Here is a 24,843-nt window from a genome sequence, read left to right as displayed (position 1 = left end):
GCGGCGGCGGCGTCGTCGGGGATCGGAAGTCTGGCACGTCCCTACCATGCCGGACAGGGGCGGCAAAAGACCAACCGGGAGGACCCGCCAACACGCCAGGACGGGGTCCGGAAATGAATTCGCAACAAAAAGGTGGTTGGCTAATGACCATGTCTGACCTATTCCAGGATTACTCTGAGGCGGCCGGCCGCACGGGCGCCTATGACGAGATGTTTGCCCCCGGGCAGATGGCCCGCACGTCCTACGGGCAGGTCGCCGGCGCTCTCCGGGAGCTTTCCCTCGCGGACGTCACCGCCCGCGCAGACTCGATGGCGCGCACGTTCCTGGACCGCGGCGTGACCTTTGACTTCGCCGGCGAGGAACGCCCCTTCCCCCTGGACATCGTTCCGCGGGTGATCCCCGCCGACGAGTGGGACGTGCTGGAACGCGGCGTAGCCCAGCGGGTCCGGGCTCTTGAGGCCTTCCTCAATGACGTCTACGACAAAATGACGGTCGTGTCCGACGGCGTGATCCCCAGGCAGCTGGTCACCACGAGCGCGCACTTCCACCGCGCCGTCCACGGCTTCGAACCGGCCGGCGGCGTGCGCGTGCATATCTCCGGCATCGACGTGGTGCGCGATGCGGAAGGGACCTTCCGCGTTCTTGAGGACAACGTCCGCGTCCCCTCAGGGGTCAGCTACGTGCTGGAAAACAGGCGTGCGATGGCGAAGGGCCTCCCGGAGGCATTCGGCCAGCAGCTCATCCGTCCCGTGGAGGAGTACCCCCGCCGGCTGCTGTCCGCCCTGCGTAAGACGGCGCCTTCCGGCGTCGACGATCCCACCGTGGTGGTGCTGACCCCGGGTGTTTTCAACAGCGCGTACTTCGAGCACACCCTCCTCGCCGGGCTGATGGGCGTGGAGCTCGTGGAGGGCCGCGACCTCATCTGCCGCGGCAACCGCGTGTACATGCGCACCACCGCCGGTGAGCAGCGGGTGGACGTCATCTACAAGCGGATCGACGACGACTTCCTCGACCCGCTGCAGTTCCGCTCCGATTCCATGCTGGGCTGCCCGGGCCTGGTGAATGCCGCCCGCGCCGGCGGCGTGACCATCGCCAACGCCGTGGGCAACGGCGTGGCTGACGACAAACTGGTCTACAGCTACGTTCCGGACCTGATCCGCTACTACCTCGGCGAAGAACCCGTCATCGCCAACGTGGACACCTTCCGGCTGGAAGAAAAGGAAGCGCGCGAGCATGTCCTCGACCGGCTCCACGAACTGGTGGTCAAGCCGGTTGACGGTTCCGGCGGCAAGGGCCTCGTGATTGGCCCGGACGCGTCCAAGGAGGAACTGGAAGCCCTGCGCAAGCGCGTCATCGCTGATCCCCGCGGCTGGATTGCCCAGCCGGTTTTGCAGCTCTCGACGGTGCCCACGCTCAGTGGGGACAAGTTCGGGCCCCGCCACGTGGATCTCCGCCCCTTCGCCGTCAACGACGGCGACGACGTCTGGGTCCTTCCCGGCGGCCTCACCCGCGTTGCCCTGAAGGAGGGTTCCCTGATCGTGAACTCCAGCCAGGGCGGCGGGTCCAAGGACACCTGGGTGCTGGCAGATTCCCCGCAGGTCCCCGTGGAGAGGCTGCCGCGGCAGTCCATCACCGTCCGGGAACGGGTCTCCGTGTGGCCGGTCGAGAGCAACTGGCGCGACCGCCAGTCGGAGCAGCAGCAGTGAGGCGGCAGGCGCCGCTCATGCCGGCATCCACAGCCTTGTCATCAGACCGATTTCCCGCCACCACGCTCGCGCAGGAGGTAGCCGCACATGCTTAGCCGAATCGCCGAGTCCCTTTTTTGGATCGGCCGCTACGTTGAAAGGGCCGACGGAACGGCCCGCATCCTGGATGTCCACCTCGAACGGCTGAACCACCTGCCCACTGAGGAGCGGCGCAGCGTTGCCCGCGAACTGCTCGCGGTCATGGGAGCGCGCCCGCAGAGCGAGGAGTTCGGACTCGAGGAACTGCTGCACGCCCTCGCGTACGACAAGCACAGCGCCACATCCATCGCCGGGTCACTGGGCGCCGCACGTGAGAATGCCCGCCGTGCCCGTGAGACCGTGTCGTCCGGCCTGTGGGAAAGCCTTAACACCACGTACTACGGCCTCAACCAGCACCGCAAGGACGTGGTGGGCACCTACCGGTACTGCCACTGGGTGCTGGAACGGACCGCCATGGTCAGCGGCCTGGCGGACACCACCGTCAGCCACGATGACAGCTGGCTCTTCCTGGCCCTCGGACGCTCGCTTGAACGGGCCGACATGACGGCCCGCATGCTCTCCACCCGCGACGTCCTGTCCGCAGGCATGTCCTGGGTGAACATGCTGCGCTGCGCCGGTGCCTACGAGTCCTTCCTGCGCACGCGCCGTGCCGCCTTCGGAGACCAGCACGCGGCCGAGTTCCTCCTGCTGGACCGGCTCTTCCCGCGCTCGATTGTCTACGCACTGCGGGATGCCGACGAGTGCCTGGCGAAGCTGGATCCCTCGGCGCAGCGCGTCGGCTTCATCAACGACGCCCGCCGGATTGTCGGCCAGGCCCGCACCTTCCTCGAGTTCCACCGGACCGACGACCTCATGTCGGAGCTGCCGGAGCACATGGAGCGCGTGCAGAAGGCTGTTTCGCAGGCCTCGGACGCCATTTCCCGTAAGTACTTCAATCAGGCGGACGAACTGGCCTGGGTGGGAGAAGTTTCATGACCCGGCTGAGCATCATTCACAACACCGGCTACAAGTACAACAAGCGCGTCACCTTGTCCTACAACGAGGCCCGCATGACGCCGCTGACGGATCCGCAGCAAGTGGTGCTGGAGTCCTCGATGAAGGTCTCCCCGTCCCAGGCAGCGGTCAGCAGCTACCGCGACTATTGGGGCACCCGGGTCACCGCGTTCGACATGCAGATGCCGCACGAGTACCTTGAGGTCCTGTCCACAACCACCGTCGAAGTCCACAGGGTGGAACGCATTCCCTCGGAGGCGGACATCGTGGGCTGGGACGTCCTTTCCTCGCCGGAGGTCCTCAACCAGTTCAGCGACTGGGCACCCCAGTCCCAGCTGACCGGCCCGGGCGAGGAAGTGCTCGGCATCATCCCCGGCGTCGTGGCCGGAAAGAACCCGCATGAGGCCGCCTTGGCAGTCTTCGAATGGATGCGCGGCGAGATGACCTACATGAAGGGCACCACCGGCGTCACCACCAGCGCCGAGGAAGCCTGGACGCAAAGGCAGGGCGTATGCCAGGACCTCGCCCATCTGGCCATCGGAGCGCTGCGCAGCAGCGGCATCCCCGCCCGGTATGTCTCCGGGTACCTGCACCCGCGTTCGACGGCGGACATCGGCGAGTCCGTTGCCGGCCAGTCCCACGCGTGGCTGGAGTGGTGGGACGGCGAATGGCGCAGCTGGGACCCCACCAACCACAAACCGGCGGGAGATTTCCACGTCACCGTGGCCCGCGGCCGCGACTACCGCGACGTGCCGCCGCTCAAAGGCATCCTGTCCGGCGGCGGGGGATCCACGCTCAGCGTAAGCGTTGAGATCACCCGGCTGGCCTGACGGCCGGGTTTTCGGCCAGGGGATCCTACTCCGGGGAGGATTTTACGGCCCCGCTGAGCTGCGTCCACCAGGTGAGCGGCGGTGTCACCTTGAAACGCCGGCCGGTGATGGAGTCCGGAGTGATCCGGACGAAGTGGTCTTTCTGCCCGGCCTGCCACGGGAAAAGGTAGAGGGACGCCGAATCAAGGATTTCCTCGGTGTCCTTGAGGGCCGCGGCTTTGCCCTTGACCACCACGCTCCAGGCCATTCCGGAACCGGCATCTACGCCGTCGGCTTCCAGCGCTACGGGCGCGTCGCCCAGGGCGCCGCCAAGTTTGGTTCCCTCGGCAGTCCGGAACACCAGGGTGCCGTGGTCCACAGCGTAATTGAGCGGGAAGATGTCCGGATGGTCCTCCACCCAGACGGCCAGCCGGCCGACCGAAACCTGCCGGAGAAGCTCCCAGCACTGGCTTGATTCCAGGTGTTCCACGGATTCCCGGGACGCTGCGGCGGGCTGCACATTAGTCATGGACCAGAGCCTACGCCCGCTCCGACACGCTCGCCAGTGCGCCACCCGCGGCAGGGCCGCGCAGGCGTGAGCGGGCCCACCGCGTCGACTCTTGCGACTGCCGGAAGGGGCGGGGGCTACTCGAAGGACGCCCGGCGCTGGTCGCCAAGCCGGGTGTTCCAGACATCGGGGGCGTTTACCTTAAACCGCCGGCCGGTCAGGGCTTTCGGCGACAGCCGCACATAGTGTGATTTAGTTCCGGGCTCCCACGGCTCCAGGCCAAGGGCGTCCGCCGCAGCGCGCTCGGCGGGGTCGTCCACTGCCACGGTGCCGCCCCGCGCCACAACGCTCCAGGCCTCTTCGGTCTGGGCGTCGTAGCCGTCAATCTCGAAGGCGGCGGGCTCCTCTTCCATGGAACCCCAGAGCTTTGTCCCCCTGGCCGTGCGGAACACGATGCTTCGGCGCTCAATGACGAAGTTGACGGGGAAGATTTCCGGATGCCCGTCGATGATGAGGGCCAGCCTGCCGACGTTGGCTGAGGCCAGCAGCTCCCAGCAGTCGTCGAATGTGAGCTTACCGTCGTGCGGTGCACTGTTCATGGACACATCGTACGGCCACGGGCCGCGCACAGGGAGGTCATGACCCGGAGGACGGCCTCTTACCAGGGGCTCGGCTTGTAGTCCTTGAGGAAAACGCCGTATTGGTCTTCACCGTTCTCTCCCATGACGATGGGGTCGTAGACCCGTGCCGCCCCGTCCACAAGGTCCAGGGGTGCATGGAAGCCTTCGTCCATCAGCCGGACCTTGGTGTAATGCGGGCGCTCGTCGGTGATCCAGCCGGTGTCCACCGCCGTCATAAGGATGCCATCGTTGTCCAGCATCTCCTGGGCGCTGGTCCGGGTCATCATGTTCAGGGCGGCCTTGGCCATGTTCGTGTGGGGATGGCCCGGCCCCTTGTAGGCACGGGAGAACTGGCCCTCCATGGCGGAGACGTTCACGATGTATTTCCGGTGGGCTGTGGAGCGCTTCATGGCGTCCCGCAGCCTGCTGACGAGCAGGAAGGGCGCGGTGACGTTGCACAGCTGGACTTCCAGCATCTCCAGCGGGTCCACCTCGTCCACCACCTGGGTCCAGCTGTTGATGGTGGCGAGGTCGGGGACCAGTCCGCCGGCGTCGATGGCGGTGCCGGTCGCGATGCGTTCCAATGACGCAGAACCAGTAGAGAGTGCCAGCGAGGTGATGGCATCGCCGGCGAGCACGGGGTGCTCCGTGACGCTGCTGGCAAGGGCCAGGGGATGCTTGTCATGGGCATGGCCGAAGGTGACCAGCTCGGGACCTCCGTTGGCCGGCTCGAGGGCCGCCGGGAGCGGCTCGTCTTCCGCATCCACGAGGGGCTTGTACGCGTTGCCCGAGCGGCGCACGGTCTGCGCTGCGTTGTTGATGATGATGTCCAGAGGGCCCGCGGCGTTCAGCGAATCGGTCAGCGCCATGACTTGGGAGGGATCGCGCAGGTCGATGCCCACGATCCTCAGCCGGTGCAGCCAGTCCGCACTGTCCTCCATGGCAGCGAAACGGCGTGCGGCGTCCTTAGGAAAGCGGGTGGTGATGGTGGTGTGCGCCCCGTCGCGGAGCAGCCGGAGTGCAATGTACATGCCGATCTTGGCGCGGCCGCCCGTGAGCAGGGCCCGGCGTCCGGTGAGGTCCGTCCGGGCGTCGCGCTTGGTGTGGCTAAAAGCGGCGCATTCCGGGCAAAGCTGGTGGTAAAAGGCGTCCACCTGCGTGTAGTGCTGCTTGCAGATGTAGCAGGGCCGAGACCTGATCAGGTGGCCGGCCACCTTGCCGGTAGCGGAGGGGGCGAGCTTGTTGCCCCGTGTCTCGTCGTCGATCCGGTCAGGGGCGGCCGTGGCGGTTTGCGCCAGTACAGCGCGGTCGGCCTCGGCGATGAGGTCGCGCTTCGAGACCCGGCGGTGCCGCTTGACGGCCTTGAACATCTTCCCGGTGGCACGGCGCACCGAGACGTAGTCCGGGTGCTCCTCGTCATAGACGTGGATGGTGTGCAAAACCTTGAGGCAGGCCTGAATCTCTTCAGGCGTCAGATCGGAGGTGCTCATTGGTCTGATTTTACAGCCTGTTGAGCCTCAGGCCTGCCTCAAGGTTTCCGGGGGCGGTCGCTCGGCGCGGGGGGCCGGGCGCCTACCTCGACGGAGAGTTGGATCCCACAGCGGCGGCCTGGACCTGGCTTACCTGTTCCACGGAACTGTGCACTTCGGGGTAGTTCTCCGTGGCGGCCTTCACCGCGTTGGGAACCAGGTGCAGATTGGCCGCCGAAAGCTTCCGCTCGGCGTCGTCCGGTTCCGGTACGGCCTGCCCCTTGGAGAGCACGGTGATGCCTGAATCGGTGACCTTAAAACCGCGGGCCCGGTCGAGTTCCGGATCAAGGCCGATCGCGGCACCAGCGGGAACCTTGACATTCTTGTCGATGATGGCGCGGCGGACCACCGCACCCGCGCCGATCTGGACCTTGTCCATCAGGACCGAATCCACAACGCGGCTTGCCGTTCCGACGTAGACGTCGTTGGACAGGACCGAGCCTTCCACGATGCCGCCCGAGATGACCACGCCGCTGGCAACGATGGAGTCAAGGGCCGTTCCGACGGTGTTGTTGTCGCCGCGGACGAACTTGGCGGGCGGGGAGATGCTCTGCCGCGTGTAGATGGGCCATTCGGAGTTGTACAGGTTGAACACCGGCAGGGGAGAGATCAGGTCCATGTGGGCGTCGTAGAAGGAGTCGATGGTGCCGACGTCGCGCCAGTAGGTGCGGTCGCGTTCGGTGGATCCCGGGATGTCGTTGAGTGTGAAGTCGTACACCCCGGCCTCGCCCTGGTTCACGAAGTAGGGGATGATGTCGCCGCCCATGTCGTGCTTCGTGTCCAGGCGTTCGGCGTCGACGTGCAGGGCGTCCACCAGGGCGTCGGCGTCAAACACGTAGTTGCCCATGGAAGCCAGAAACTGGGTGGGGTCCGCGGCCAGCCCGGGGGTGGAGGACGGCTTCTCAACGAATGCCGCGATCTTCTGGGAGTCTTCGGGATCCACCTCGATCACGCCGAACTGGTCCGCCATGTGCAGCGGCTGGCGGACGGCGGCGACCGTTGCTTTCGCGCCACTGCGGACGTGCTGCTCCACCATCTGCGCGAAATCCATGCGGTACACGTGGTCGGCGCCAACGACGACCACAATATCCGGGTTGGCATCGCGGATCAGGTTCAGGGACTGGTAGATGGCGTTGGCGCTGCCAAGGAACCAGCTCTTGCCCACGCGCTGCTGCGCGGGAACCGACGCAACATAGTTGCCCAACTGGGTGGACATCCGCCAGGTTTCGGAGATGTGGCGGTCAAGGCTGTGGGACTTGTACTGCGTCAGGACCACGATCTGCAGATAGCGGGAATTCACGAGGTTGGACAGGGCAAAGTCGATCAGCCGGTAACTTCCCGCAAAGGGCACGCCGGGTTTGGCCCTGTCCGCCGTCAGCGGCATGAGGCGATTTCCCTCGCCGCCCGCGAGGACAATGGCCAGGACTTTCTTATTCAACGGCATGTGGTCGCTCCTGTACGCCTTCGTAACTTCCCCAACAGTCCGGCACGCCCGGACTCCTTCACACTAGAACAGTTCAACCGTAACGACTACCTTGGGTATCGTGCGAATAGACATTGTGACTAAAGAGTTCCCGCCGGAGATCTATGGTGGTGCGGGCGTCCACGTGGCCGAGCTGAGCCGGGTCCTGGCCAAGCACGTCGACCTGCAGGTGCGTGCCTTTGGCGCGCCCCGGGACGCCGACTACCACGGGGCGGCCGTGACCTCCTACTCCGTGCCGGAGGATCTCGGTTCCGCCAACGCCGCGGTCCAGACACTCGGCGTGGACCTGCGGATCGTGCCGGACATCGCGGGCGCCGACGTTGTGCATTCGCACACCTGGTACGCCAACATGGCGGGACACCTGGCCTCGTTGCTGCACGGCATCCCGCATGTGCTGAGCGCCCACAGCCTGGAGCCGCTGCGCCCGTGGAAGGCTGAGCAGCTTGGCGGCGGCTACGCGCTGTCCTCTTGGGTGGAGAAGACCGCCTATGAGGCCGCCGCGGCCATTATCGCGGTCTCCGAAGGCATGCGCCAGGACATCCTGCGCAGCTACCCCGAGGTGGACCCCGCCAAGGTCAAGGTGGTGCACAACGGCATCGACGTCAGCCTCTGGAACCGCGACGAGGACCACGACGCCGTCCGTGCGCTGGGCATCGACCCCGACCTTCCCAGCGTGGTGTTCGTTGGCCGCAACACGCGCCAGAAGGGTGTTCCCTACCTGCTGCGCGCTGCCGCGAAGCTCCCCGCCGATGTGCAGCTGGTGCTGTGCCTCGGGGCTGCCGACACGCCCGAACTCGCCGCGGAGACTGCACGCCTGATCGAGGAACTCCAGAGCCAGCGCAGCGGAGTGGTGCTCATTGAGCGGATGCTGCCCCGCAACGAGCTCATCCAGGTTCTCAGCCACGCCACCGCCTTCGCCTGCCCCTCCATCTACGAACCGCTCGGCATCGTGAACCTCGAGGCCATGGCCTGCGGCGCCGCCGTGGTGGCCAGTGCCACCGGCGGCATCCCCGAGGTGGTCCAGCACGGCGAAACCGGGCTCCTCGTGGATATTGAACAGGTCACCGACGGCACCGGCACCCCGCTGGATCCGGAAAAGTTCGTCAGCGAGTTTGCCGCCGCCCTTACAGAGGTTGTTTCTGACCCCGAGCGCGCCCGTGCCATGGGCGAGGCCGGCAGGCGCCGGGCCGAAGAGCACTTTTCCTGGGAATCCATCACTGAGACCACCCTCGACGTCTACCGTTCCGTCCTCAAATAGCCGGCACTCAAGCAGGACTGCCCAAATTCAGTAAAGCAAGGCAATAAAGCGCGACGGCGGCGCTCCCCTTGGGTGGGGAGCGGCGCCGTCGGGGATTTAACGCAGATTAGCCCTTCCGCGCCAGGAGCGACTTCTCCTCCACCGGGGCGTCACCGCTGGCGCGCTGCGCACGGTAGAAGTTCCGTGCCTCGTCCTGGCGGACCTTCTCCGCGCCGGTGGCGATCGCTGCACGGAGGTGGTCCGGGCCGTATCCGAAGGCATCCACAAGATCCAGCGCGTGGGGACGGATCTTGACCAGAAGCCTGTTGATGTAGTCGCCCACGGTCCGCGCGCGCTGCATCGAGAGCCGGCCGTTCATGAGATACCAGGACAGGTTCTTCTCGATCAGGGACAGCCCGAACAGATCCCGTAGCCACGTGAGGACAGCCCTTGTTCCAGGGTCCGCAACCTTGGGGAGAGCCTCGGTGAAAGCTTCCCACTGCAACAGTTCGGCGTGGGCCTGGGCCGCGTCGATCAGCTCGTCCTGGTGCTGGTTGAACACTGCAGCAGCCTGGTCCTGCGGCAGCTTGTTGGCGCCCTTGAGGGCAGCTGCGGCCTCGGCGACCATCGACTGCACCCGGTCTGTCAGGAGCGCCCGCTGGCTATCCTCATCGCGCAGGGCAATTGCTGCCTTCTGGGGAAGGCCGTTATCGGCGACGAACTGCGCCACTCCCCGGAGCCCGGTACGGTGGACGGCGGTTCCGGCCGCCTGGTTGACCACGTAGCGCGCGAGGACTCCGAACGTGACGCTGCGGAATTCCTTGGCGTAGTCAGCCAGCAGCCGCTTTGCCACAAGCTGGAGGAGGACCGTGTTGTCGCCCTCGAAAGTGACGTAGACGTCGAGGTCGGCGCGGAGCGACGCGAAGCGGTTTTCGATCAGGAAGCCGGCGCCGCCGCAGGCCTCGCGGCACTCCTGCAGGGTGTCGAGGGCGTGCCAGGTGCTGAGCGGCTTGAGGGCAGCGGCCAGCGTCTCGAGGTCCTGCCGGTCCTCATCAGTGTCGTGCGCGCCGGAGAATACGTCGTCGAACTTCTCCAGCAGCTGCTCGTGGGCGAACGCCGCAGCGTACGTGGTTGCCAGGCGTGTGAAGAGCCGCCGCTGGTGGCGCTGGTAGTCCAGGAGGACTTCCTCCTCGGTGGGGGAGGAAGCGTTGAACTGGCGGCGCTCGGTGGCGTAGGTAATGGCGGTCTTGAGTGCGAGCTTGGAGGCAGCCACCGCGGCACCGTCGAGGCTGACCCGGCCCTGGACCAGCGTGCCCAGCATGGTGAAGAAGCGCCGGCCGGGGCTGGCGATCGGGGAGCTGTAGTTCCCGGCAGCGTCCACATCGCCGTAGCGGTTAAGCAGGTTCGTGCGGGGGATCCGGACATTGCTGAAGTGCAGGCGCCCGTTGTCGATCCCGTTCAGGCCGCCCTTGACGCCGTCGTCCTCGCCGCCTATCCCGGGGAGGAATTCCTTCGTGTCGGGATCACGGAGATCGACGTAGAACGCATGGACCCCGTGGTTCACGCCGCGCGTGACCAGCTGGGCGAACACCACGGCGCCAAGGCCGTCGACGGCGGCGTTGCCGATATAGTCCTTCCAGGCTGCACGGAACGGTGTGTTGATGACGAATTCCTCCGTGCCGGCGTCGAAGGTGGCGGTGGTGGCGATGCTGGCGACATCCGAGCCGTGCCCTGTCTCCGTCATGGCGAAGCATCCCGGGATGTCGAGGTTCATGATGCCAGGCAGCCACTTCGTGTGGTGCTCACCTGTGCCCAGGTGCATCACGGCGGAACCGAAGAGGCCCCACTGCACGCCCGCCTTGATCTGCAGGGAGGGATCGGCCGTGACCAGTTCCTCGAAGCCAGCGATGTTTCCGCCGTGGTCATCGGAGCCACCGAGGGCTGTGGGGAAAGCGCGGTGGACGGCGTCGTTGTCCACGAGGTACCGAAGCTGGCCGAACGTGCGCTGCCGGTGTTCGGTGTGGGTGAGGCCTTCCGTCTTGTGCAGTTCCGGGCGGGCGGCCAGCTCGCGTGCCTGGCGTCGGACGTCTGCCCATTTGCCGAGCAGCTGCTCACCCAGTGCGGCGACGTCGACGGCGGGCGTCCCGCCGGGGATCAGGCCGTTGGCGCTCTGACCCGTAGCAATGCCTTCCGGCGCGGGTCGGGAGGGTGCGCCCGTGGGGCGGTCCGCTACTTCAGTCATGTCGATTCCTTCGTTGGTTCTGACAATTTGAGGGGTTGTTGAACGGGTTTATTGAACGTCGGTAAGTTCTGGTGCGATGCCCACACACAGCCACGCCGTAATCTGGCGGGCCATTGCGTCCTGGTCGGGCTTCTCGGGGGAGACCGGGCTGGCCAGCCACTGTTCGCCGGCATTGCGGACCAGCCCGATCGCGGCGTTGGGCCAGTATCCGATGACCGCTTCCTTGCCAGCGCCGAGATGCGCGCGCATGGGCCGGGCAATCATCTTGGCAATGGAATCAAAGAAGTGACCGAGGGCCCCGGCCGTGGCAATGGTGGTCTGGCCGCCGTCCTGTTCCGCGGCCGAGTGCCGGGTCACGAACGCGTACACGTTGGGACTCGTCTCGGCCATCTGCAGATAGGCAGAGACCATGGCGAAGAGGCCCTCGCGCGGCGTCTGGGCGCTCTGGGCCGCCTCGTGGATGCGCCGCTGCATCTGGCTCAATACCACTTCGCCCACTGCCTGCTGAAGGCCGGCCTTGTCTCCGAAGTACCTGTAGAAGACAGACTTTGATGTCCCGGCTGCGGCCGCGATGTCCTCCATGGACGCATCGCTTCCGAGGGTGTGAACAGCTCGTCGGGCGGACTTGATGAGCTCTCGCCTCCGCTCCTCACGGTGCGACTGCCAGCGGGAGGCGCGGCCGTCGACAGCGGCGGGTACGGGCTCGGGAAGTCGGCGGGGCCGGTTCATGTTCACGATACCCAGCGTATCAGGTACGCTGGGTATCGATAATTAGCGCGGATCAAAGGAGACAGAGCATGTCCGTCGATGGACAGTCAGTAACCGGACCAGAAGAAACCACCAACGTCCGGGCGGCAGGTTCGCCCCAGTCCCTTCGTGAGGCACAGTCCCTTCGTGAAGCACAGGCTCTCCGAAAGGCTGTGGTGGTCGGCGGCAACAGGATCCCGTTTGCACGGACCGGCGGGGCCTACACGAAGTCCTCCAACCAGGACATGCTCACCGCGGCGCTGGACGGACTGATTGCCCGCTTCGGGCTGCAGGACGAGCGGATCGGCGAAGTCGCCGCCGGTGCCGTGCTGAAGCACTCGCGTGATTTCAACCTGACCCGAGAGGCTGTCCTGGGCTCCGCCCTGTCGGCCGAAACTCCCGCCTACGACCTCCAGCAGGCCTGCGCCACCGGTCTGGAAACTGTGCTGGGCCTCGGCAACAAAATCAGGCTCGGGCAGATCCAGTCGGCCATCGCCGGCGGCGTCGACTCAGCGTCCGATGCCCCGATCGCAGTCAGTGAGGGCCTCCGCGAAGTCCTGCTGGACCTCAACCGTGCGAAGGCGCTGCCGCAGCGCCTGCAGATCCTCGCCCGCCTCCGGCCCAAGGACCTCGCCCCCGATGCGCCCAACACGGGCGAGCCCCGGACGGGCCTGTCCATGGGGGAGCACCAGGCCTTGACCACAGCCCAGTGGAAGATCACCCGCCAGGCCCAGGACGAGCTGGCCTACAACAGCCACCGCAACCTCGCAGCCGCTTATGAGGCCGGATTCTTCGATGACCTCCTCACGCCCTACCGCGGGCTCAGCAGGGATTCCAACCTCAGGGCAGACACCACCCTCGAGAAGCTTGCCTCCCTGAAGCCGGTCTTCGGCCGGAACCTGGGCTCGGAGGCCACGATGACGGCAGGCAACTCCACTCCGCTGACGGACGGCGCCTCCACTGTGCTGCTTGCCTCGGAAGAGTGGGCGGACCAGCACGGTCTGCCCAAGCTCGCCACAGTCCTTGACGGCGAGGCCGCCGCCGTGGACTTCGTGCACGGAAAGGACGGGCTGCTCATGGCTCCGGCCTTCGCTGTGCCTCGGCTGCTGGCGCGCAATGGCCTGACACTGGATGACATCGACTTCTTCGAAATCCACGAGGCTTTTGCCGGGACCGTGCTGAGCACGCTGGCTGCCTGGGAAGACGAGGAATTCGGGCGCACCCGGCTCGGGCTGGACGGAGCATTCGGCAAGGTGGACCGTGCCAGGCTCAACGTCAACGGATCATCACTGGCAGCGGGACACCCGTTTGCCGCGACTGGCGGCCGGATTGTTGCGTCACTCGCCAAGATGCTGCACGCCAAGGGGACGGTGGACGGGCGTCCGGCGCTCGGACTCATCTCTGTCTGCGCCGCCGGCGGCCAGGGCGTCGTGGCACTTCTGGAAGCACACTAGGGATATCTCATGACAGACACTTACACACGGCTGGTCAGCAAGGGGCTGGGCCGGGACGTCGCCAAGAAGCTCGGACTCCCGCAGCCTGCCGTGCTGCGGCGCTACGAGCCCGGCCAGCCCCTCATCAGCGGACCGGTCCTGGTCGAAGGTTCCAGCCCGGGGGCAGACGCGCTCGCGGCACAGCTCCTTGAGTGGGACCTGGACGTCCGCCGGCACGCCGTTCCCAAGGAAAGGCTGGGCGCGATCGTGCTGGTTCTGGACGATCTGGAGTCACCGGCCGACCTCGAACAGCCGGTTCTGACGGCCGCCCCGTCGCTGCGCGACCTGGCTCCGAACGGACGCGTGGTCACTGTTTCGCGCGCTTCCGACGGAGCCACACCCGCCGCCGCCGCAGTCCGGCAGGGCGTCGACGGGCTGCTGCGCTCACTGGCCAAGGAACTGCGCGCCGGCGCCACGGGCAACGGCATTGTCCTCGCCGAGGATGTCAGCGCCACGTCGCCTGCGGCGCTCGGAGCGCTCAGCTTCTTTCTCTCGGGCCGGTCCGCCTTTGTGGACGGCCAGTTCGTGCGGATCGGCTCAACAGCGGGAAGGCTGCCTGCCGACGCTGACAAACCGCTCGCCGGAAAAGTCGCCGTGGTTACCGGGGCCGCCCGCGGCATCGGCGCGGCCATTGCGCGGACGCTGCACCGTGACGGTGCCACGGTGGTGGTGGTCGATATTCCGACCGCAGGTGACCATCTGGCCGACGTTGCCAACGAAGTCCGGGGCACAGCGCTGCAGCTCGACGTCAGTCGGGACGATGCCGGCCAGCGGATCATTGACCATGCCGTCGGACGCCACGGGCACCTGGACATCGTGGTCCACAACGCGGGCATCACCCGGGATAAGCTGCTCGTCAACATGGATCACGGGCGCTGGAGCTCCGTGATCGGCGTGAACATTGCCGCCCAGCTGCGGATCAATGAGGAGCTGCTGGCTTCCGAGCATTTCCGCTCGGCTCCCAGGATCGTGTCAGTCGCGTCAACCAGCGGCATCGCCGGCAACCGGGGCCAAACCAACTACGCAGCCTCCAAGGGAGGCGTGATCGGCATGGTCCGCGCCACGGCGCCGCTGCTCGCGGAGCGTGGCGGCTCGATCAATGCCGTGGCCCCCGGGTTCATCGAAACGGAGATGACGGCCCGCATCCCGTTCGCCACACGCGAGGTTGCGAGGCGGCTCAATTCACTGCAGCAGGGCGGTCGTCCGGAGGACGTGGCCGAGGCCATTGCCTTTCTCGCCAGCGACGCCGCAGGAGGCATTTCCGGAGAGGTACTGAGGGTTTGCGGACAAAACCTGGTGGGTGCATGAACACCGGCCAGCCCATCATCCTAGGCGAGATGCCGTCCCTTTCGAAACTCTATGTGAACGCGGCTGCGGCGGCGGCCCGGCGACGGATCCTTGGCTCCCCAGCGGGTGCGGGGCTGCCTTCGGTGGGCCACGAAGTTCGGGGAGTGCAGGCCGACGTCGGAAACCTCACCGCCTATCAGCACCTGATCGGTGAAACCGCCAGCGACGTGCTGCCCGCCGGGTTCATTCACGCGCTGGCGTTCCCCGTGGCCATGAGCGTCATGAACCGCGACGACTTTCCACTGCCGCTGCTGGGAATGATCCATCTCCGTAATGTTGTTGAGCAGCGCAGCCCCGTTCGGTTTACCGAGCCGCTGGATATTACTGCCCGGGCGGAAGCACTCCGGGCGCACAGGTCTGGAACGCAGCTGGACCTAGTTGCCGAGGTCCGGGTGTCCGGCGGCGAGGCCGTGCGCTGGCGGGGCATTTCCACGTATCTGGCGAAGGGAGTATTCCTTCCCGGCATCGACAAAGCCTCCGCCTCCGTGCGGCCGGAGGACTTCAAAGCTCCGGATCCCACCGCCGTCTGGCAACTGGGCGTGGATGCAGGGCGGGCGTACGCCGCAGTGTCAGGGGATTTCAACCCCATCCACCTCAGCGTCCTGTCCGCCAAGGCCCTGGGCATGCGGCGGTCGATTGCGCACGGGATGTACCTGGCCTCGCGGGCTCTGGCTGATGTCGGTGCAGCCAAGGGCGATTCATTCCGCTGGGACGTCACGTTTGAAGCACCGGTATTCCTTCCGGCGCCGGTCGGCCTGGACATCAGCACCGTCCAGACGGATGGTGCGGCCTGGCTGCGATCGGACTACGTGGCCTGGAACCCGCGTTCGGGCCGGAAGCATTTCAGCGGTTCAGTGGCGGCGCTGTAGCTCGGGCTGCCTACTGGCCGTCCACGCGGGCGACCCGCAGTATCCGGTGCAGGCTCAGCAAAATGGATTCCGCGGCGCTGGGGGCGTCGGCGTCGACGTCGTCGGAGGCAATCCGCCTTTCCAGGGAACCGACCGCAGCGTGTGCGGCAGTTATCAGCTCTGCTTGCCGGCCGGCGTCGTCCTCCTCCGCTGAGCGGAGCACTTCCCCGACGGCGGCCAGGGCTTTGGCGAGGGGCTCGCTGTACGGCAGGGGGATGGTGAAGGGCATGTCCTTGTTCCAGATGACGTCGGCAAGCACCTCGGTCATGTCCTGGATATGGAACGTGACGCGCTCCAAGTCTCGGACGTTGCGGTAGTCAAGGTCCACGTCGCGCGGATGGAAACGGCGGCGCGGGTTGGCTTCCCTGCTCGCGTCCGCCTTTTGGACGGCGGCGCGGACTGATCGGGCGGACCTGGCAAGCTCTTCGGACCGCTGTGACCAGGCTTCGTGCTCCGGAGGCCATTTTTCGTGCATCGCCGCCCCCATGTCCGACAGCTGACGGGCCAGGGCAAGCCGCAACTCGGCCAGGCTCAGGGCGGCAGCATTGAAGTGGAGGGGCGGGAAAACGAGCAGGTTTACGGCGACGCCCACGGCAACGCCGACGCCCATTTGGAGCAGGTAGCCGAACGAAAAGTCGTCCGGGTTCCGTCCACCCACCAGCAGGACCAGGAGAGCCGCCGTCGGAATCCAGTCCCGGCCGGCCCCAAGGCGGGGGAGTCCGGCCAGCAGGACGCCAAATGCCATCACGACGCCAACGCTCAGCGGCGTGGCGCCCAGGCTGATCAGGACGAAAGCGAGTCCGATCCCGGCCGCCAGGCCGACGAGGGTCTGCAGTCCTTGTCGCATGGAACCGGCAACATTTTCATACATGGCCACCAGCGCGCCCAGCGGAGCGTAGTACGGGTAATGGGCCGCGGCGCCCGGCATCAGCGGTGCGATCAGAAATGCTATGCCGGCGGCCAGGCCCGCTTTGGCAGCCAGCTGCAACCGCGGTGCTGCCAGGGCCCGGGTCACGCTGGCTGACGTGAGCCGCCAAACTCTACGCGGAAGAGGCTCCTGGGCCGGGGTGTCCTGCTTTGTGGTGGTCATCGGGCCCCACACTAGGGTGGCGAACGGAGTGCGACAAGTGGACTAACCCCTCAGCGTCCTCGCCGGGGGCTGGGAGACGGCGGAATCTGTCAGCGGACTCCGTTCCCTGCGGCCACTTCTTCCCCTGCCCTGACGGGCCCTGGCGGAGTGCCCTCGCCGAAAGGACTTCCGCCCAGGGACTCCCGCCCGTGCGGAGTCAGCCACCCGGAAAGGTCCGGCCCCGCCGGGACGACGCCGGTGGGATTGATGTCCTCGTGGACGATGTAGTAGTGCTGCTTGATCTGCACGAAGTCGATGGTGTCGCCGAAGCCCGGAGTTTGGAACAGGTCCCTGGCGTATGCCCAGAGGACCGGCATCTCGCTGAGTTTGTTCCGGTTGCATTTGAAATGCCCGTGGTAGACGGCGTCGAACCTGACAAGTGTCGTGAAGAGCCGGACGTCGGCTTCGGTAATGTAATCGCCGACGAGATACCGCTGCGCTGCCAGCCGTTCGTCAAGCCAGTCGAGAGCGGTCCACAGGCGGCTGTAGGCGGCGTCGTACGCGTCTTGGGAGCCGGCGAAGCCACACCGGTACACGCCGTTGTTGACTTCGGTGAACACCCGCTTGTTGACGCGGTCGATTTCCTCGCGGAGAAGCTCCGGGTACAGCCGCGGCGCTCCGGGGCGGTGGAACTCGGTCCACTCGGTGGAGAAGTCCAGGGTGATCTGGGGATAGTTGTTTGTCACCACGGCTCCGCTCGCGATGTCCACCATCGCCGGAACCGTGATGCCGCGCGGGTAGTCCGGAAAACGCCGGAAGTAGGCCTCCTGCAGGCGTTCAATGCCGAGCACGGGGTCTGTCCCGCCCGGATCCAGGTCGAAGGTCCAGGACCGGGCGTCGTGGGTGGGGCCGGGCTGGCCAAGGGAGATGGCGTCTTCAAGGCCCAGCAGGCGGCGGACGATGACCGTCCGGTTTGCCCACGGGCAGGCGCGCGCGGCGATCAGCCGGTAGCGGCCCGGTTCCACAGGCCAGCCGGGTTCCCCATTGGGCCCGGCTGCGCCGGTTTTCGTGATCCGGTCCTCGATGTAGCTGGTGTCCCGGTTGAATTCTCCGCCCGTGACATACGCGCCCTTTGTGCTGTGTTCTTTGACGGTGCTGGACTCCTGGTTCATCACTCCAGACTATGTGGCCGCTGCAAGGATGTGCGACATCGGCTGCCAGGCCACCACCCACGATGCGGCCACGACCAGGGAGAAGAGGACTATCCAGACTCCTGACGGAATGGCGGTCGCCCGGTAAAGGATGTACGCGTCCGAGGTCGGCAGCTGATCCCGGCGGCGGAGGTGCACGTTGGTGAGTTTGGCCAGGTCCCGTACGGCGGCCACGAGCAGCGCGAGCCCCAGGATGATAGCCACATGCCCGGTGAAGGCGGCCGGCACAGCGAGAACGAGGGCGGCTGCGGCGAAGACCGCGGCGAGAAGAATGAACACGCCGGCTAGGTTGCGGATGAACATCAGGGACGCCAGCAGCACCAGCAACCCGGCGGACATCGCGGCCGGGCCCCAGCCGTTGAAGCCGGACCATACCAGCGCGGCGCCGGTGACGCCCGGGACGGGATAGCCCCAAAAGCCGGACCAGACGGCGGCGAAGCGCCCGCGCGTGTAGGAGGTGGTGGTGCCGGAATGATTCAGCCGCAGTTTGATCCCGCCCAGCCGCTGGCCGCTGGTGAGCGCCGCAAAGGCGTGCCCCAGTTCGTGGGTCACTGTTGCGAAAAGCCCGAAGTACCGCCAGGTGGCGCGCGGGACCGAAAGAACGCCGGCGACCAGGACGACGGCGAGCAGCTCGGTGACGCTCACCGCAGGAATGTCGGACCTCGCGAAGCCGGCGACAATGCGGTCCCACCATTGCTCGGGCATGGGCAGGGCTGGTGCAGCTAAGTGATCCATAGGGTTCAAGGCTACCGCCGGAAGCTGTGGCCGGCCGTTGGATGCTGGGTTAGACGAGATTGAGCCAGCCGGGCTTGAGGCCTGCGGCCTTCAGGACGGGCAGGGCGCGTGCGACTCCCGCCGCGGTACCGCCCTGCGCCTGGTTGGCGTGGGCAATAATGATGTCTCCGGGTTTGGCTGCGGCGACTTCGCCGTAGACGACCGGCGCCGGGTAGGTTGCACCGCCGTCGCCGTTGATGCTGAACGAGACGGGGATCAGTCCCAATCTCCTGACGATGGCAACCGAGACGTCGTCGAGGTAAGCGGTGCCGGGCCGGAAGTAGCGGGTGGGCGCGCCAGTAAGCCGGCGGAGCGCCTGCTGGTTCACCATGACCTCGTCGTAGACCTCAGCAGGGCTTGCGGTGCCCCTGATTCCGTAAGCGCTCCGGCCGGTCACTGACAGGGGGACATGTCTGGTGCCGTGATTCCCGATCTCGAACAGGGGATTACCCGCCAAGGACCTGGCGAGCTTCGGGTGGGCCTGGATCCAGCGGAAATTAAGAAAGAAGGTGGCACGTGTCCTCGTCCGGCGCAGGGTGTCGATGAGTTCCTGGTCCACGCCGTTTCCTCCGGGACCGCCGCAGCAGTCGAAAGTCAGCGCGATCCCGCGGCTGCCTGCGGAGAGTTTGTTGACGGTTCCGGGCGCTTCCAGGCCCCACTGCCGCGGAATGCGGCCTTTGAAGGCGGCGACGATGCTGTCCTTGCCGGGCGGGGTGGGTGCGTGCGTGCGCGTCATCTGGGGGACTGCGCCAGGAGTGCTGGAGGCGGGAATCCGCGGAGGTGGCGCTGTGTTAGTTCCGCTCCCGCCGCGCGGGTCGGCATCCGTGCACCCGCTAAGTGCCGCGGCAACCGTGGCGAAGGTAAAAAGCCGCCTGCTCATTACATGAGCCGGACGCTCTTCGCCTTGCCGTTCCATCCGTGCTTTCCTTCCGGTGCGGGTCCCCATGCCCCAAACCTTCACCACCCTAACGGGATTTTGTGTCATTGCCGGTGACGGCACGCGCGTCCTTAAAGGTGCACGATTGAATTACTAGCCGCCCACCACGAATCGCTACAGCACGATGAGGAAATCATGACCACACTGAAGGAACGCCTGCACGCTGACGTCATCGTCCACATGAAGGACCGCAACAAGGTCGCGCTCACCACCGTGAGAAACGTCTTGGGCGAGATCGAAACGCGGGAAAAGTCCGGCAAGACTCCGATCGAGCTGCAGGACGATCAGGTCATGGCCCTGCTGCAAAAGGAAGCCGCCAAGCGCCGGGATACTGCCCTCATCTACACCGAGGCGGGTGAAAATGACCGCGCCGCTGCGGAAATCGCAGAAGCCGAGGTCATCGAGACATATCTGCCGCAGCCACTGGGCGCAGACGAGGTGGAGGCAATAGTCGACGAGGCCATCGAAGCGTTGAAGGCCGACGGTGTTGAGCTGTCAATGCGACAGATGGGCGCCGTGATGAAGCCTGTAACCGCCAAGGTCGCCGGACGATTCGACGGCAAGGCGGTAAGTGAGATCGTCCGCGCGCGCCTGGCATAAGTGCAAGCATCAGGCCTAAGTACTGAGGCATCGACACAGGGTCGACTCGCCATCAGATTGGGAGGACGATGGAAGTACACCCACTGTAAGGAGGTCGGTGATGTGCTATTCATCGTGCGAGGGATGGCAGTACTACAAGAAGGATCACGCCCGGGAAGCTGAAGGGCGCCGGGAGACGAGCCCAGACGAGGCACCTGAGCCTCAGGTCCAGGCAGAGGAATCCAAGATGTGGGCCTATCTCGCCAAGCTGGAGCAAAGCGCGGTTGAGCAGCCTGACCGCGTCAGCGAAGGAGTCTAGGCACTGCAGTTCGGAGGGCCCCGCGGCGCGGGGCCCTCCGCTTTTGGGAGAGCAGGCGGCGTTTAACGCCCAAGTAGTGGTCCAGCGCCGCGATCACGCCGCCGGGGAAACGTGGTCATGTCCGACACGCCACGATTCCGCCACGAAGCCTACGGGACGGCGGCGGACGCGACATGCGACCGGTGTGTCCGGGCAGTCAGGTACAGGCGGTGGGCGGTAATTACCATCGCGAGCCACGCCGCCCCGAGAGACCACGCGGCCAACACGTCGGTCAGCCAGTGGTGTCCGAGGTAGACCCGGCTTAGCCCCATGGTTGCGGCGAAGAGTGCCGCGAGGATGACGGTCAGTGTCCGCACGCGCTGGGACCTCAGCCGGAGGACTATCAGGTAGGCGACGATGCCGGCGATGACGACCGAGTTCAGCGAATGGCCGCTTGGGAAGGATGCGGAGTACTCGTAGGGCGGGACGGCGTCGACCAGCGGTGGGCGGGTTCGGCCGATGAGCTGCTTGCCCGCGATGGTCATCAGCAGAGAACCGGCGCCGGCCGTAACGATGAGAATGACAGGGGTCCAGGATCGGCGCCGCAGAGCCAGTACAACCATGACAGTCAGCGCGAGAGCCGGCATGCCGACCGTGCCGCCGATGTCGGTGTATGCCGTGGCAAGGACGTCCACAACGGGGGAACGGACCGTCTTGGCGGTGTCAAGAACCGGATGGTCCAACCCCGCTACGCCGTCGGCCGCGACCACCGATTCGTACACCTGGGCGAAGACCGCAGATAGGGAAACGGCGATCATCGCCCCGACAATGAGTGTGACTATAAGCGCGGCGTGGGGACCAAGTAGGCGGCTGATCCGTTGAACCGCGCCGGCCAGGATCCGGCCGAAGCGGGTGTTCCACCGGGTGAGGTCCTGGTCGCCAACGAAACGGTCTTGGCGGACCTCCCCCTCCACGCCGCCGTTGAGAATTTCGTTGCCTTTCACCGTCATGATCGTTTCCTTAGGTCGCAGCCACCATCGTCAGTTAGTAAGCAACCTTATCGCTTAGCTCTCGTCGACGTAGAGCTTCGGCATGACAACGGAATCGGGCGTGCAGAATGCTCCCATGGAAGCATTGCGGATCCGGTCCGCAAGTCACAACGGCAAGCAGATCACGCGGCAGTCACCGCGACGGTTCTGGTTGCGAGCGTCTTGCCGGTGATCCAGTGCAGGAACTCGACGGAGATGGTGTACTTTCCGGCAGCGGGAGGGCGGAGCAGAAAGTCGATTTTCTCGGCTGCCCCGGATTTGATGATGTTGGTCAGTAGGGGTTGGCCTGCCGCTGAGGGGTGGACGGCCGGCCCGGTGGGGTTGGGGGTGTTCCAGAAGGGCCGGCCGTCATGGGCGATCAGTTCCGCGATCTTCACAGGGCGGCCCGCGGAGTCGGTAAACGTGGTGCGGGTGGGGAAGTAGTCCACGTTGATCATCCGCACCAGGGTGGGATGCTTGTTGCCTCGGACCACGTTGGCGCGCATGGCGGAGACAGCCCAGACGACGTCATCACCCACCGGCCTGTGGGCCACTGCCCCGCCAAGGAGGAAGAAGTGCCTGGGCTCGAAGCGGTTCAGGCCCACATCTTCGCCGGAGAGACCGGCGGCGTGGTTGAGCGTGTGCCACCGCGGATCGAGGGAGTAGGGCCCGATCACGGTCTCGGTGGCGATGTCATACAAGGGCCCGTTGACCGAATGGCGGCGGGTCCCGGCGGGCCAGGGGGACCTGGCGCTGGGCCGGGGATCGACGATGACCGCACCGAACATGCCCATCTGGACGTGCAGGGGCGTGTTGACGTGGCAGTGGTAGAAGTAGGTTCCTGAGGCCCCGCGGTTGGGGTTTCCGGGCACGCCCACGTCCGGCCGCCATTGGTAGGTGTAGTGACCGCTGACTTCGAAGGAGGTGTGGCCCACGCCGTCGTTGCGGGGGTCGGGTTCGATGCCGTGCCAGTGGATGGTGTGGACCCTTTTGCTGGGTTTGACCGTGCCGTGGAAGATCTGCCCCTCGGTCAGCCGAAGCGTCGAGCCTGGCAACTGCCGCCCCAATTTGTCGGCCTCAAAGCTCCACACTTCGTGCTCGGAGCCGTCGGGGAAGGTCATTTTCCGGTTGAAGAAGTCGAACTCCATGGCGACGTCCGGCGGCAGGGGATGTTCCGTTTCCGGGCTCCCCTCGTGGGGCTGGTTGGAGGCGAAGTCGACCTGGCTGCGGAACAGCTGGTGGGGGTCTGCGGCGGTGGGCGGCGTCCCTTGCGCCGGTGTGGGTGTCGCGGCCAGCACCCAGTCGGCAACCAGCCCGCCCGGGTAGAGCCCGCCGGCGGCAGTCTGGGACGGTTCCGCGTGGCAGTGCATCGGATATTTCCAGTCTCGGTCGCGTGCGTTCCAGACGGCGTCCACCACTTCCGGCGGGCGGCGGACGGGAAGCATTGCTTCCTTCCGCTCCAGCGGCTGGAGCTGGATGGTGTCCTCCCACTGCTGGAGGACGACGTCACCGACCGCGGTGACATGGCCGTTGGAGCGGGGGAAGTCGGTACCGTTGGCGCGCAGAGTCCAGACGTGGTTGCCGTGGTAGTGCAGCTGGTGGTCTGCGATTCCTGCGTTGACCATTCTCATCAGTTGCCCGGTGCGGATGGCGCCGGCAGCGGGGGAGGCGCTGAAATTCCGCACGTCGGTTTCGCGGGGAAACCCCGACGCGAGAGTGTCCTGATCGCGCCGTTCGTTCAGTTCCCTGTCCGTGCTGACCGCCAGCGCCTGGAACCCCGAATAGTCGTTGATGGTGAAGTACCGGGGAACGGCCGGAGTGGTGACCGGGTTGACGGTTTTTCCTTGTGAGGCAATCCGCGCCCAGTTCGAGTCGACGTCGTGGCAATACCACAGCCACTGCCGCTCGAACTCGGCCCCGCCGGGGGCGAGCCGCCAGGCGTTCCGCGGATCGATCACCACCAGTCCGCCGTAGAGGCCCAGGGTTCGTTCCACGGGTTCGTTGCCCGGGTCCGTGAACAGATAGGTTCCAGGTGCAGGTGCCGCAAACTGGAGCAGCTTCGTTGCCCCGGGGGCAACCGGTCCTGAGCTGACGTCCGCACTTGCCTTGCCGGCGCGGTGGAACCGGAGTTCGTGGGGCTGGGCGAGGTTGTTGTGCAGGAGGATCCGGATGGTGCTGCCCGTCTCTGCGATCAGGGTCCGGTCCGGGAAATAGCTGGCCCAGTACCCCCTCCGCGCCAGGTACGCTCCGCTGTTTGCCGTATCGGGCCGCAGCGGCTGCGGCCGGCCATGCGGCGGTATTGGGGCGCTCAGCGGATAGGTCCTGCTGGCCACAACCTGGCCGCCGGCGGTGAACACCCGAGGCGTCATGATCAGTGCGGGCTTCGGGTCCGTGACCGCGGTGCGCCGGTCCCCGAAGCCGCGGTGGTAGACCAGCGCCCCGTCCACCATCGGGATGAAGCCCTCGTTGATGTGGATGTCCAGGGTGCTCACGACCTGGCCCCGTTCACGGTCAGCGCTGGCAATGCAAGCTGCACGACTTGGTCCTTTTGCTCATCCGAAAACTCGAGTTCAAGGTCCGTGAGGTCGTTGGGTGCCAGGTAGCTGATCAGGACGCGCTCCTTGCTGTTTGCCCCGAGAACGCCCGGGGAATGGTCCGAATCCTGCGGAGTGATTGTTGTATCGGTAGGCAGCAGTCTGAGGCGCAGTTGCCCGGGGCTGAAGAGCACTGATTCCGGCCCAGTGTTATGCAGTTCGACGTCGAGGACGACCACATCGCCCCAGGTGAGGTTTATCGGCTGGGGCAATCCCTGGGTCCACGGCTGCCGGCTGCCGTGCCCATGGCCATCGACCTCAGCCGCAGCCCCGGCGGGCTGAAGCGGCTGGTCGCCCGTTCGCGGTGCCAGGCCGCTGAGCAGGGAGGCCGTCGCCGCAAGGCTCGGTGCGGTCCGGCCTTGGGCGTCCAAGCGGGAAAAGCGTCCGGCCCGCAGGACCGACACCGTCCCGAAGGCTGTGGCCGCGATGGTTTCGGCGCTCTGATCACTGCGCGCCACCAGGCCGTATGTTCCTCCGGCCACCAGCACCATCGCGCCGCCGCCGACCATCCAGCCAAACTGGCGCCGGCTCAATGCCCGGTCAAAATATGTCCTCGAACCAGTATCCATGACCGCCCCAATGCGTTCGTAGTATCCCCTCATCGTGGGGGTGGAAACCTACGAAAACCTTGGACTTCCGGTGGGACATCTCATGATGGGCGCGGCATACGGTTCGTTGCACAGGCTGGAGCG

The 24,843-nt window shown here is 66.0% G+C and carries 22 protein-coding genes; 9 read left to right on the top strand and 13 right to left on the bottom strand.

Annotation, left to right across the window (positions count from 1 at the left end; genetic code table 11):
• Positions 1 to 149 precede the first annotated feature (149 nt).
• The 3 genes from AC1DD3_RS13225 to AC1DD3_RS13215 all read left to right on the top strand — a co-directional run bounded on the left by AC1DD3_RS13225 (position 150) and on the right by AC1DD3_RS13215 (position 3,568).
• Positions 150 to 1,706, top strand: a complete 1,557-nt coding sequence (locus AC1DD3_RS13225) for a circularly permuted type 2 ATP-grasp protein (protein ID WP_230119529.1) — start codon at positions 150 to 152, stop codon at positions 1,704 to 1,706.
• A gap of 87 nt (positions 1,707 to 1,793) precedes the next feature.
• Positions 1,794 to 2,720, top strand: a complete 927-nt coding sequence (locus tag AC1DD3_RS13220) for an alpha-E domain-containing protein (RefSeq protein ID WP_230119528.1) — start codon at positions 1,794 to 1,796, stop codon at positions 2,718 to 2,720.
• Positions 2,717 to 3,568 (top strand): transglutaminase family protein, encoded by an 852-nt coding sequence (locus AC1DD3_RS13215; protein ID WP_230119527.1) that lies wholly within the window; start codon positions 2,717 to 2,719, stop codon positions 3,566 to 3,568. The genes AC1DD3_RS13220 and AC1DD3_RS13215 overlap by 4 nt, the downstream gene beginning before the upstream one ends.
• Positions 3,569 to 3,593: 25 nt before the next feature.
• Here the strand turns inward: AC1DD3_RS13215 and AC1DD3_RS13210 are convergent, their stop codons facing one another.
• From AC1DD3_RS13210 to glgC, 4 genes are all read right to left on the bottom strand, one after another.
• Positions 3,594 to 4,076 (bottom strand): pyridoxamine 5'-phosphate oxidase family protein, encoded by a 483-nt coding sequence (locus AC1DD3_RS13210; RefSeq protein WP_230119526.1) that lies wholly within the window; start codon positions 4,074 to 4,076, stop codon positions 3,594 to 3,596.
• 116 nt (positions 4,077 to 4,192) lie between these two features.
• Entirely contained in the window at positions 4,193 to 4,654 is a 462-nt protein-coding gene (locus AC1DD3_RS13205) for a pyridoxamine 5'-phosphate oxidase family protein (RefSeq protein ID WP_230119525.1), read from the bottom strand.
• A gap of 59 nt (positions 4,655 to 4,713) precedes the next feature.
• A complete protein-coding gene (locus tag AC1DD3_RS13200) occupies positions 4,714 to 6,165 on the bottom strand; it encodes an SDR family NAD(P)-dependent oxidoreductase (protein WP_230119524.1) in 1,452 nt (483 codons plus the stop codon).
• 82 nt (positions 6,166 to 6,247) lie between these two features.
• Positions 6,248 to 7,648, bottom strand: coding sequence for a glucose-1-phosphate adenylyltransferase (gene glgC, locus AC1DD3_RS13195; RefSeq protein WP_230119523.1), 1,401 nt, complete (start codon positions 7,646 to 7,648; stop codon positions 6,248 to 6,250).
• Positions 7,649 to 7,748: 100 nt separating this feature from the next.
• Between glgC and glgA the strand changes: the two genes are divergently transcribed.
• Positions 7,749 to 8,945: a glycogen synthase gene (gene glgA / locus AC1DD3_RS13190; RefSeq protein ID WP_230119522.1), complete on the top strand. Its 1,197-nt coding sequence runs from the start codon at positions 7,749 to 7,751 to the stop codon at positions 8,943 to 8,945.
• A 106-nt stretch (positions 8,946 to 9,051) separates the two neighbouring features.
• On the opposite strand, the gene AC1DD3_RS13185 is transcribed toward glgA, so the two are convergent.
• Positions 9,052 to 11,166 (bottom strand): acyl-CoA dehydrogenase family protein, encoded by a 2,115-nt coding sequence (locus AC1DD3_RS13185; RefSeq protein WP_230119521.1) that lies wholly within the window; start codon positions 11,164 to 11,166, stop codon positions 9,052 to 9,054.
• A 48-nt stretch (positions 11,167 to 11,214) separates the two neighbouring features.
• Positions 11,215 to 11,895 carry a TetR/AcrR family transcriptional regulator gene (locus tag AC1DD3_RS13180; protein WP_230119550.1) on the bottom strand — a complete coding sequence of 227 codons (681 nt, stop codon included), beginning with the start codon at positions 11,893 to 11,895 and terminating at the stop codon, positions 11,215 to 11,217.
• A 68-nt stretch (positions 11,896 to 11,963) separates the two neighbouring features.
• On the opposite strand from AC1DD3_RS13180, the gene AC1DD3_RS13175 reads away from it, so the two are divergent.
• The 3 genes from AC1DD3_RS13175 to AC1DD3_RS13165 are packed head-to-tail and all read left to right on the top strand — an operon-like array spanning position 11,964 to position 15,622.
• Positions 11,964 to 13,367, top strand: coding sequence for an acetyl-CoA C-acetyltransferase (locus AC1DD3_RS13175; RefSeq protein ID WP_230119520.1), 1,404 nt, complete (start codon positions 11,964 to 11,966; stop codon positions 13,365 to 13,367).
• 9 nt (positions 13,368 to 13,376) lie between these two features.
• Positions 13,377 to 14,714 carry a 3-oxoacyl-ACP reductase gene (locus AC1DD3_RS13170; RefSeq protein WP_230119519.1) on the top strand — a complete coding sequence of 446 codons (1,338 nt, stop codon included), beginning with the start codon at positions 13,377 to 13,379 and terminating at the stop codon, positions 14,712 to 14,714.
• Positions 14,711 to 15,622, top strand: coding sequence for a MaoC family dehydratase (locus tag AC1DD3_RS13165; protein WP_230119518.1), 912 nt, complete (start codon positions 14,711 to 14,713; stop codon positions 15,620 to 15,622). Before AC1DD3_RS13170 ends, AC1DD3_RS13165 begins: the two co-directional genes overlap by 4 nt.
• 10 nt (positions 15,623 to 15,632) lie before the next feature.
• Here the strand turns inward: AC1DD3_RS13165 and AC1DD3_RS13160 are convergent, their stop codons facing one another.
• From AC1DD3_RS13160 to AC1DD3_RS13145, 4 genes are all read right to left on the bottom strand, one after another.
• Positions 15,633 to 16,751: an FUSC family protein gene (locus AC1DD3_RS13160; protein ID WP_230119517.1), complete on the bottom strand. Its 1,119-nt coding sequence runs from the start codon at positions 16,749 to 16,751 to the stop codon at positions 15,633 to 15,635.
• Positions 16,752 to 16,840: 89 nt separating this feature from the next.
• Positions 16,841 to 17,902, bottom strand: a complete 1,062-nt coding sequence (locus tag AC1DD3_RS13155) for a glutathione S-transferase family protein (RefSeq protein WP_230119516.1) — start codon at positions 17,900 to 17,902, stop codon at positions 16,841 to 16,843.
• A gap of 9 nt (positions 17,903 to 17,911) precedes the next feature.
• On the bottom strand, positions 17,912 to 18,676 hold the full coding sequence (locus AC1DD3_RS13150; protein WP_230119515.1) for a M50 family metallopeptidase: 765 nt from the start codon (positions 18,674 to 18,676) through the stop codon (positions 17,912 to 17,914).
• 49 nt (positions 18,677 to 18,725) lie between these two features.
• Positions 18,726 to 19,451, bottom strand: a complete 726-nt coding sequence (locus tag AC1DD3_RS13145) for a polysaccharide deacetylase family protein (RefSeq protein WP_230119514.1) — start codon at positions 19,449 to 19,451, stop codon at positions 18,726 to 18,728.
• Between the two features lie 336 nt (positions 19,452 to 19,787).
• On the opposite strand from AC1DD3_RS13145, the gene AC1DD3_RS13140 reads away from it, so the two are divergent.
• Both AC1DD3_RS13140 and AC1DD3_RS13135 read left to right on the top strand, forming a co-directional pair.
• Positions 19,788 to 20,252 (top strand): GatB/YqeY domain-containing protein, encoded by a 465-nt coding sequence (locus tag AC1DD3_RS13140; protein ID WP_230119513.1) that lies wholly within the window; start codon positions 19,788 to 19,790, stop codon positions 20,250 to 20,252.
• 100 nt (positions 20,253 to 20,352) lie between these two features.
• Positions 20,353 to 20,550 (top strand): hypothetical protein, encoded by a 198-nt coding sequence (locus AC1DD3_RS13135; RefSeq protein WP_230119512.1) that lies wholly within the window; start codon positions 20,353 to 20,355, stop codon positions 20,548 to 20,550.
• 149 nt (positions 20,551 to 20,699) lie between these two features.
• On the opposite strand, the gene AC1DD3_RS13130 is transcribed toward AC1DD3_RS13135, so the two are convergent.
• The 3 genes from AC1DD3_RS13130 to AC1DD3_RS13120 all read right to left on the bottom strand — a co-directional run bounded on the left by AC1DD3_RS13130 (position 20,700) and on the right by AC1DD3_RS13120 (position 24,720).
• The gene (locus AC1DD3_RS13130; protein WP_230119511.1) at positions 20,700 to 21,539 is read right to left on the bottom strand and encodes a phosphatase PAP2 family protein; all 840 of its coding nucleotides are present in this window, start codon (positions 21,537 to 21,539) and stop codon (positions 20,700 to 20,702) included.
• A gap of 161 nt (positions 21,540 to 21,700) precedes the next feature.
• Positions 21,701 to 24,049 (bottom strand): multicopper oxidase domain-containing protein, encoded by a 2,349-nt coding sequence (locus tag AC1DD3_RS13125; protein ID WP_230119510.1) that lies wholly within the window; start codon positions 24,047 to 24,049, stop codon positions 21,701 to 21,703.
• Entirely contained in the window at positions 24,046 to 24,720 is a 675-nt protein-coding gene (locus tag AC1DD3_RS13120) for a hypothetical protein (RefSeq protein WP_230119509.1), read from the bottom strand. Before AC1DD3_RS13120 ends, AC1DD3_RS13125 begins: the two co-directional genes overlap by 4 nt.
• Positions 24,721 to 24,843: the final 123 nt, after the last annotated feature.

It is taken from the genome of Arthrobacter sp. 05T444, assembly GCF_056395905.1.
The sequence above is the reverse complement of the archived record's forward strand: the minus strand, read 5'-3'. Positions and strand labels throughout refer to the sequence as shown.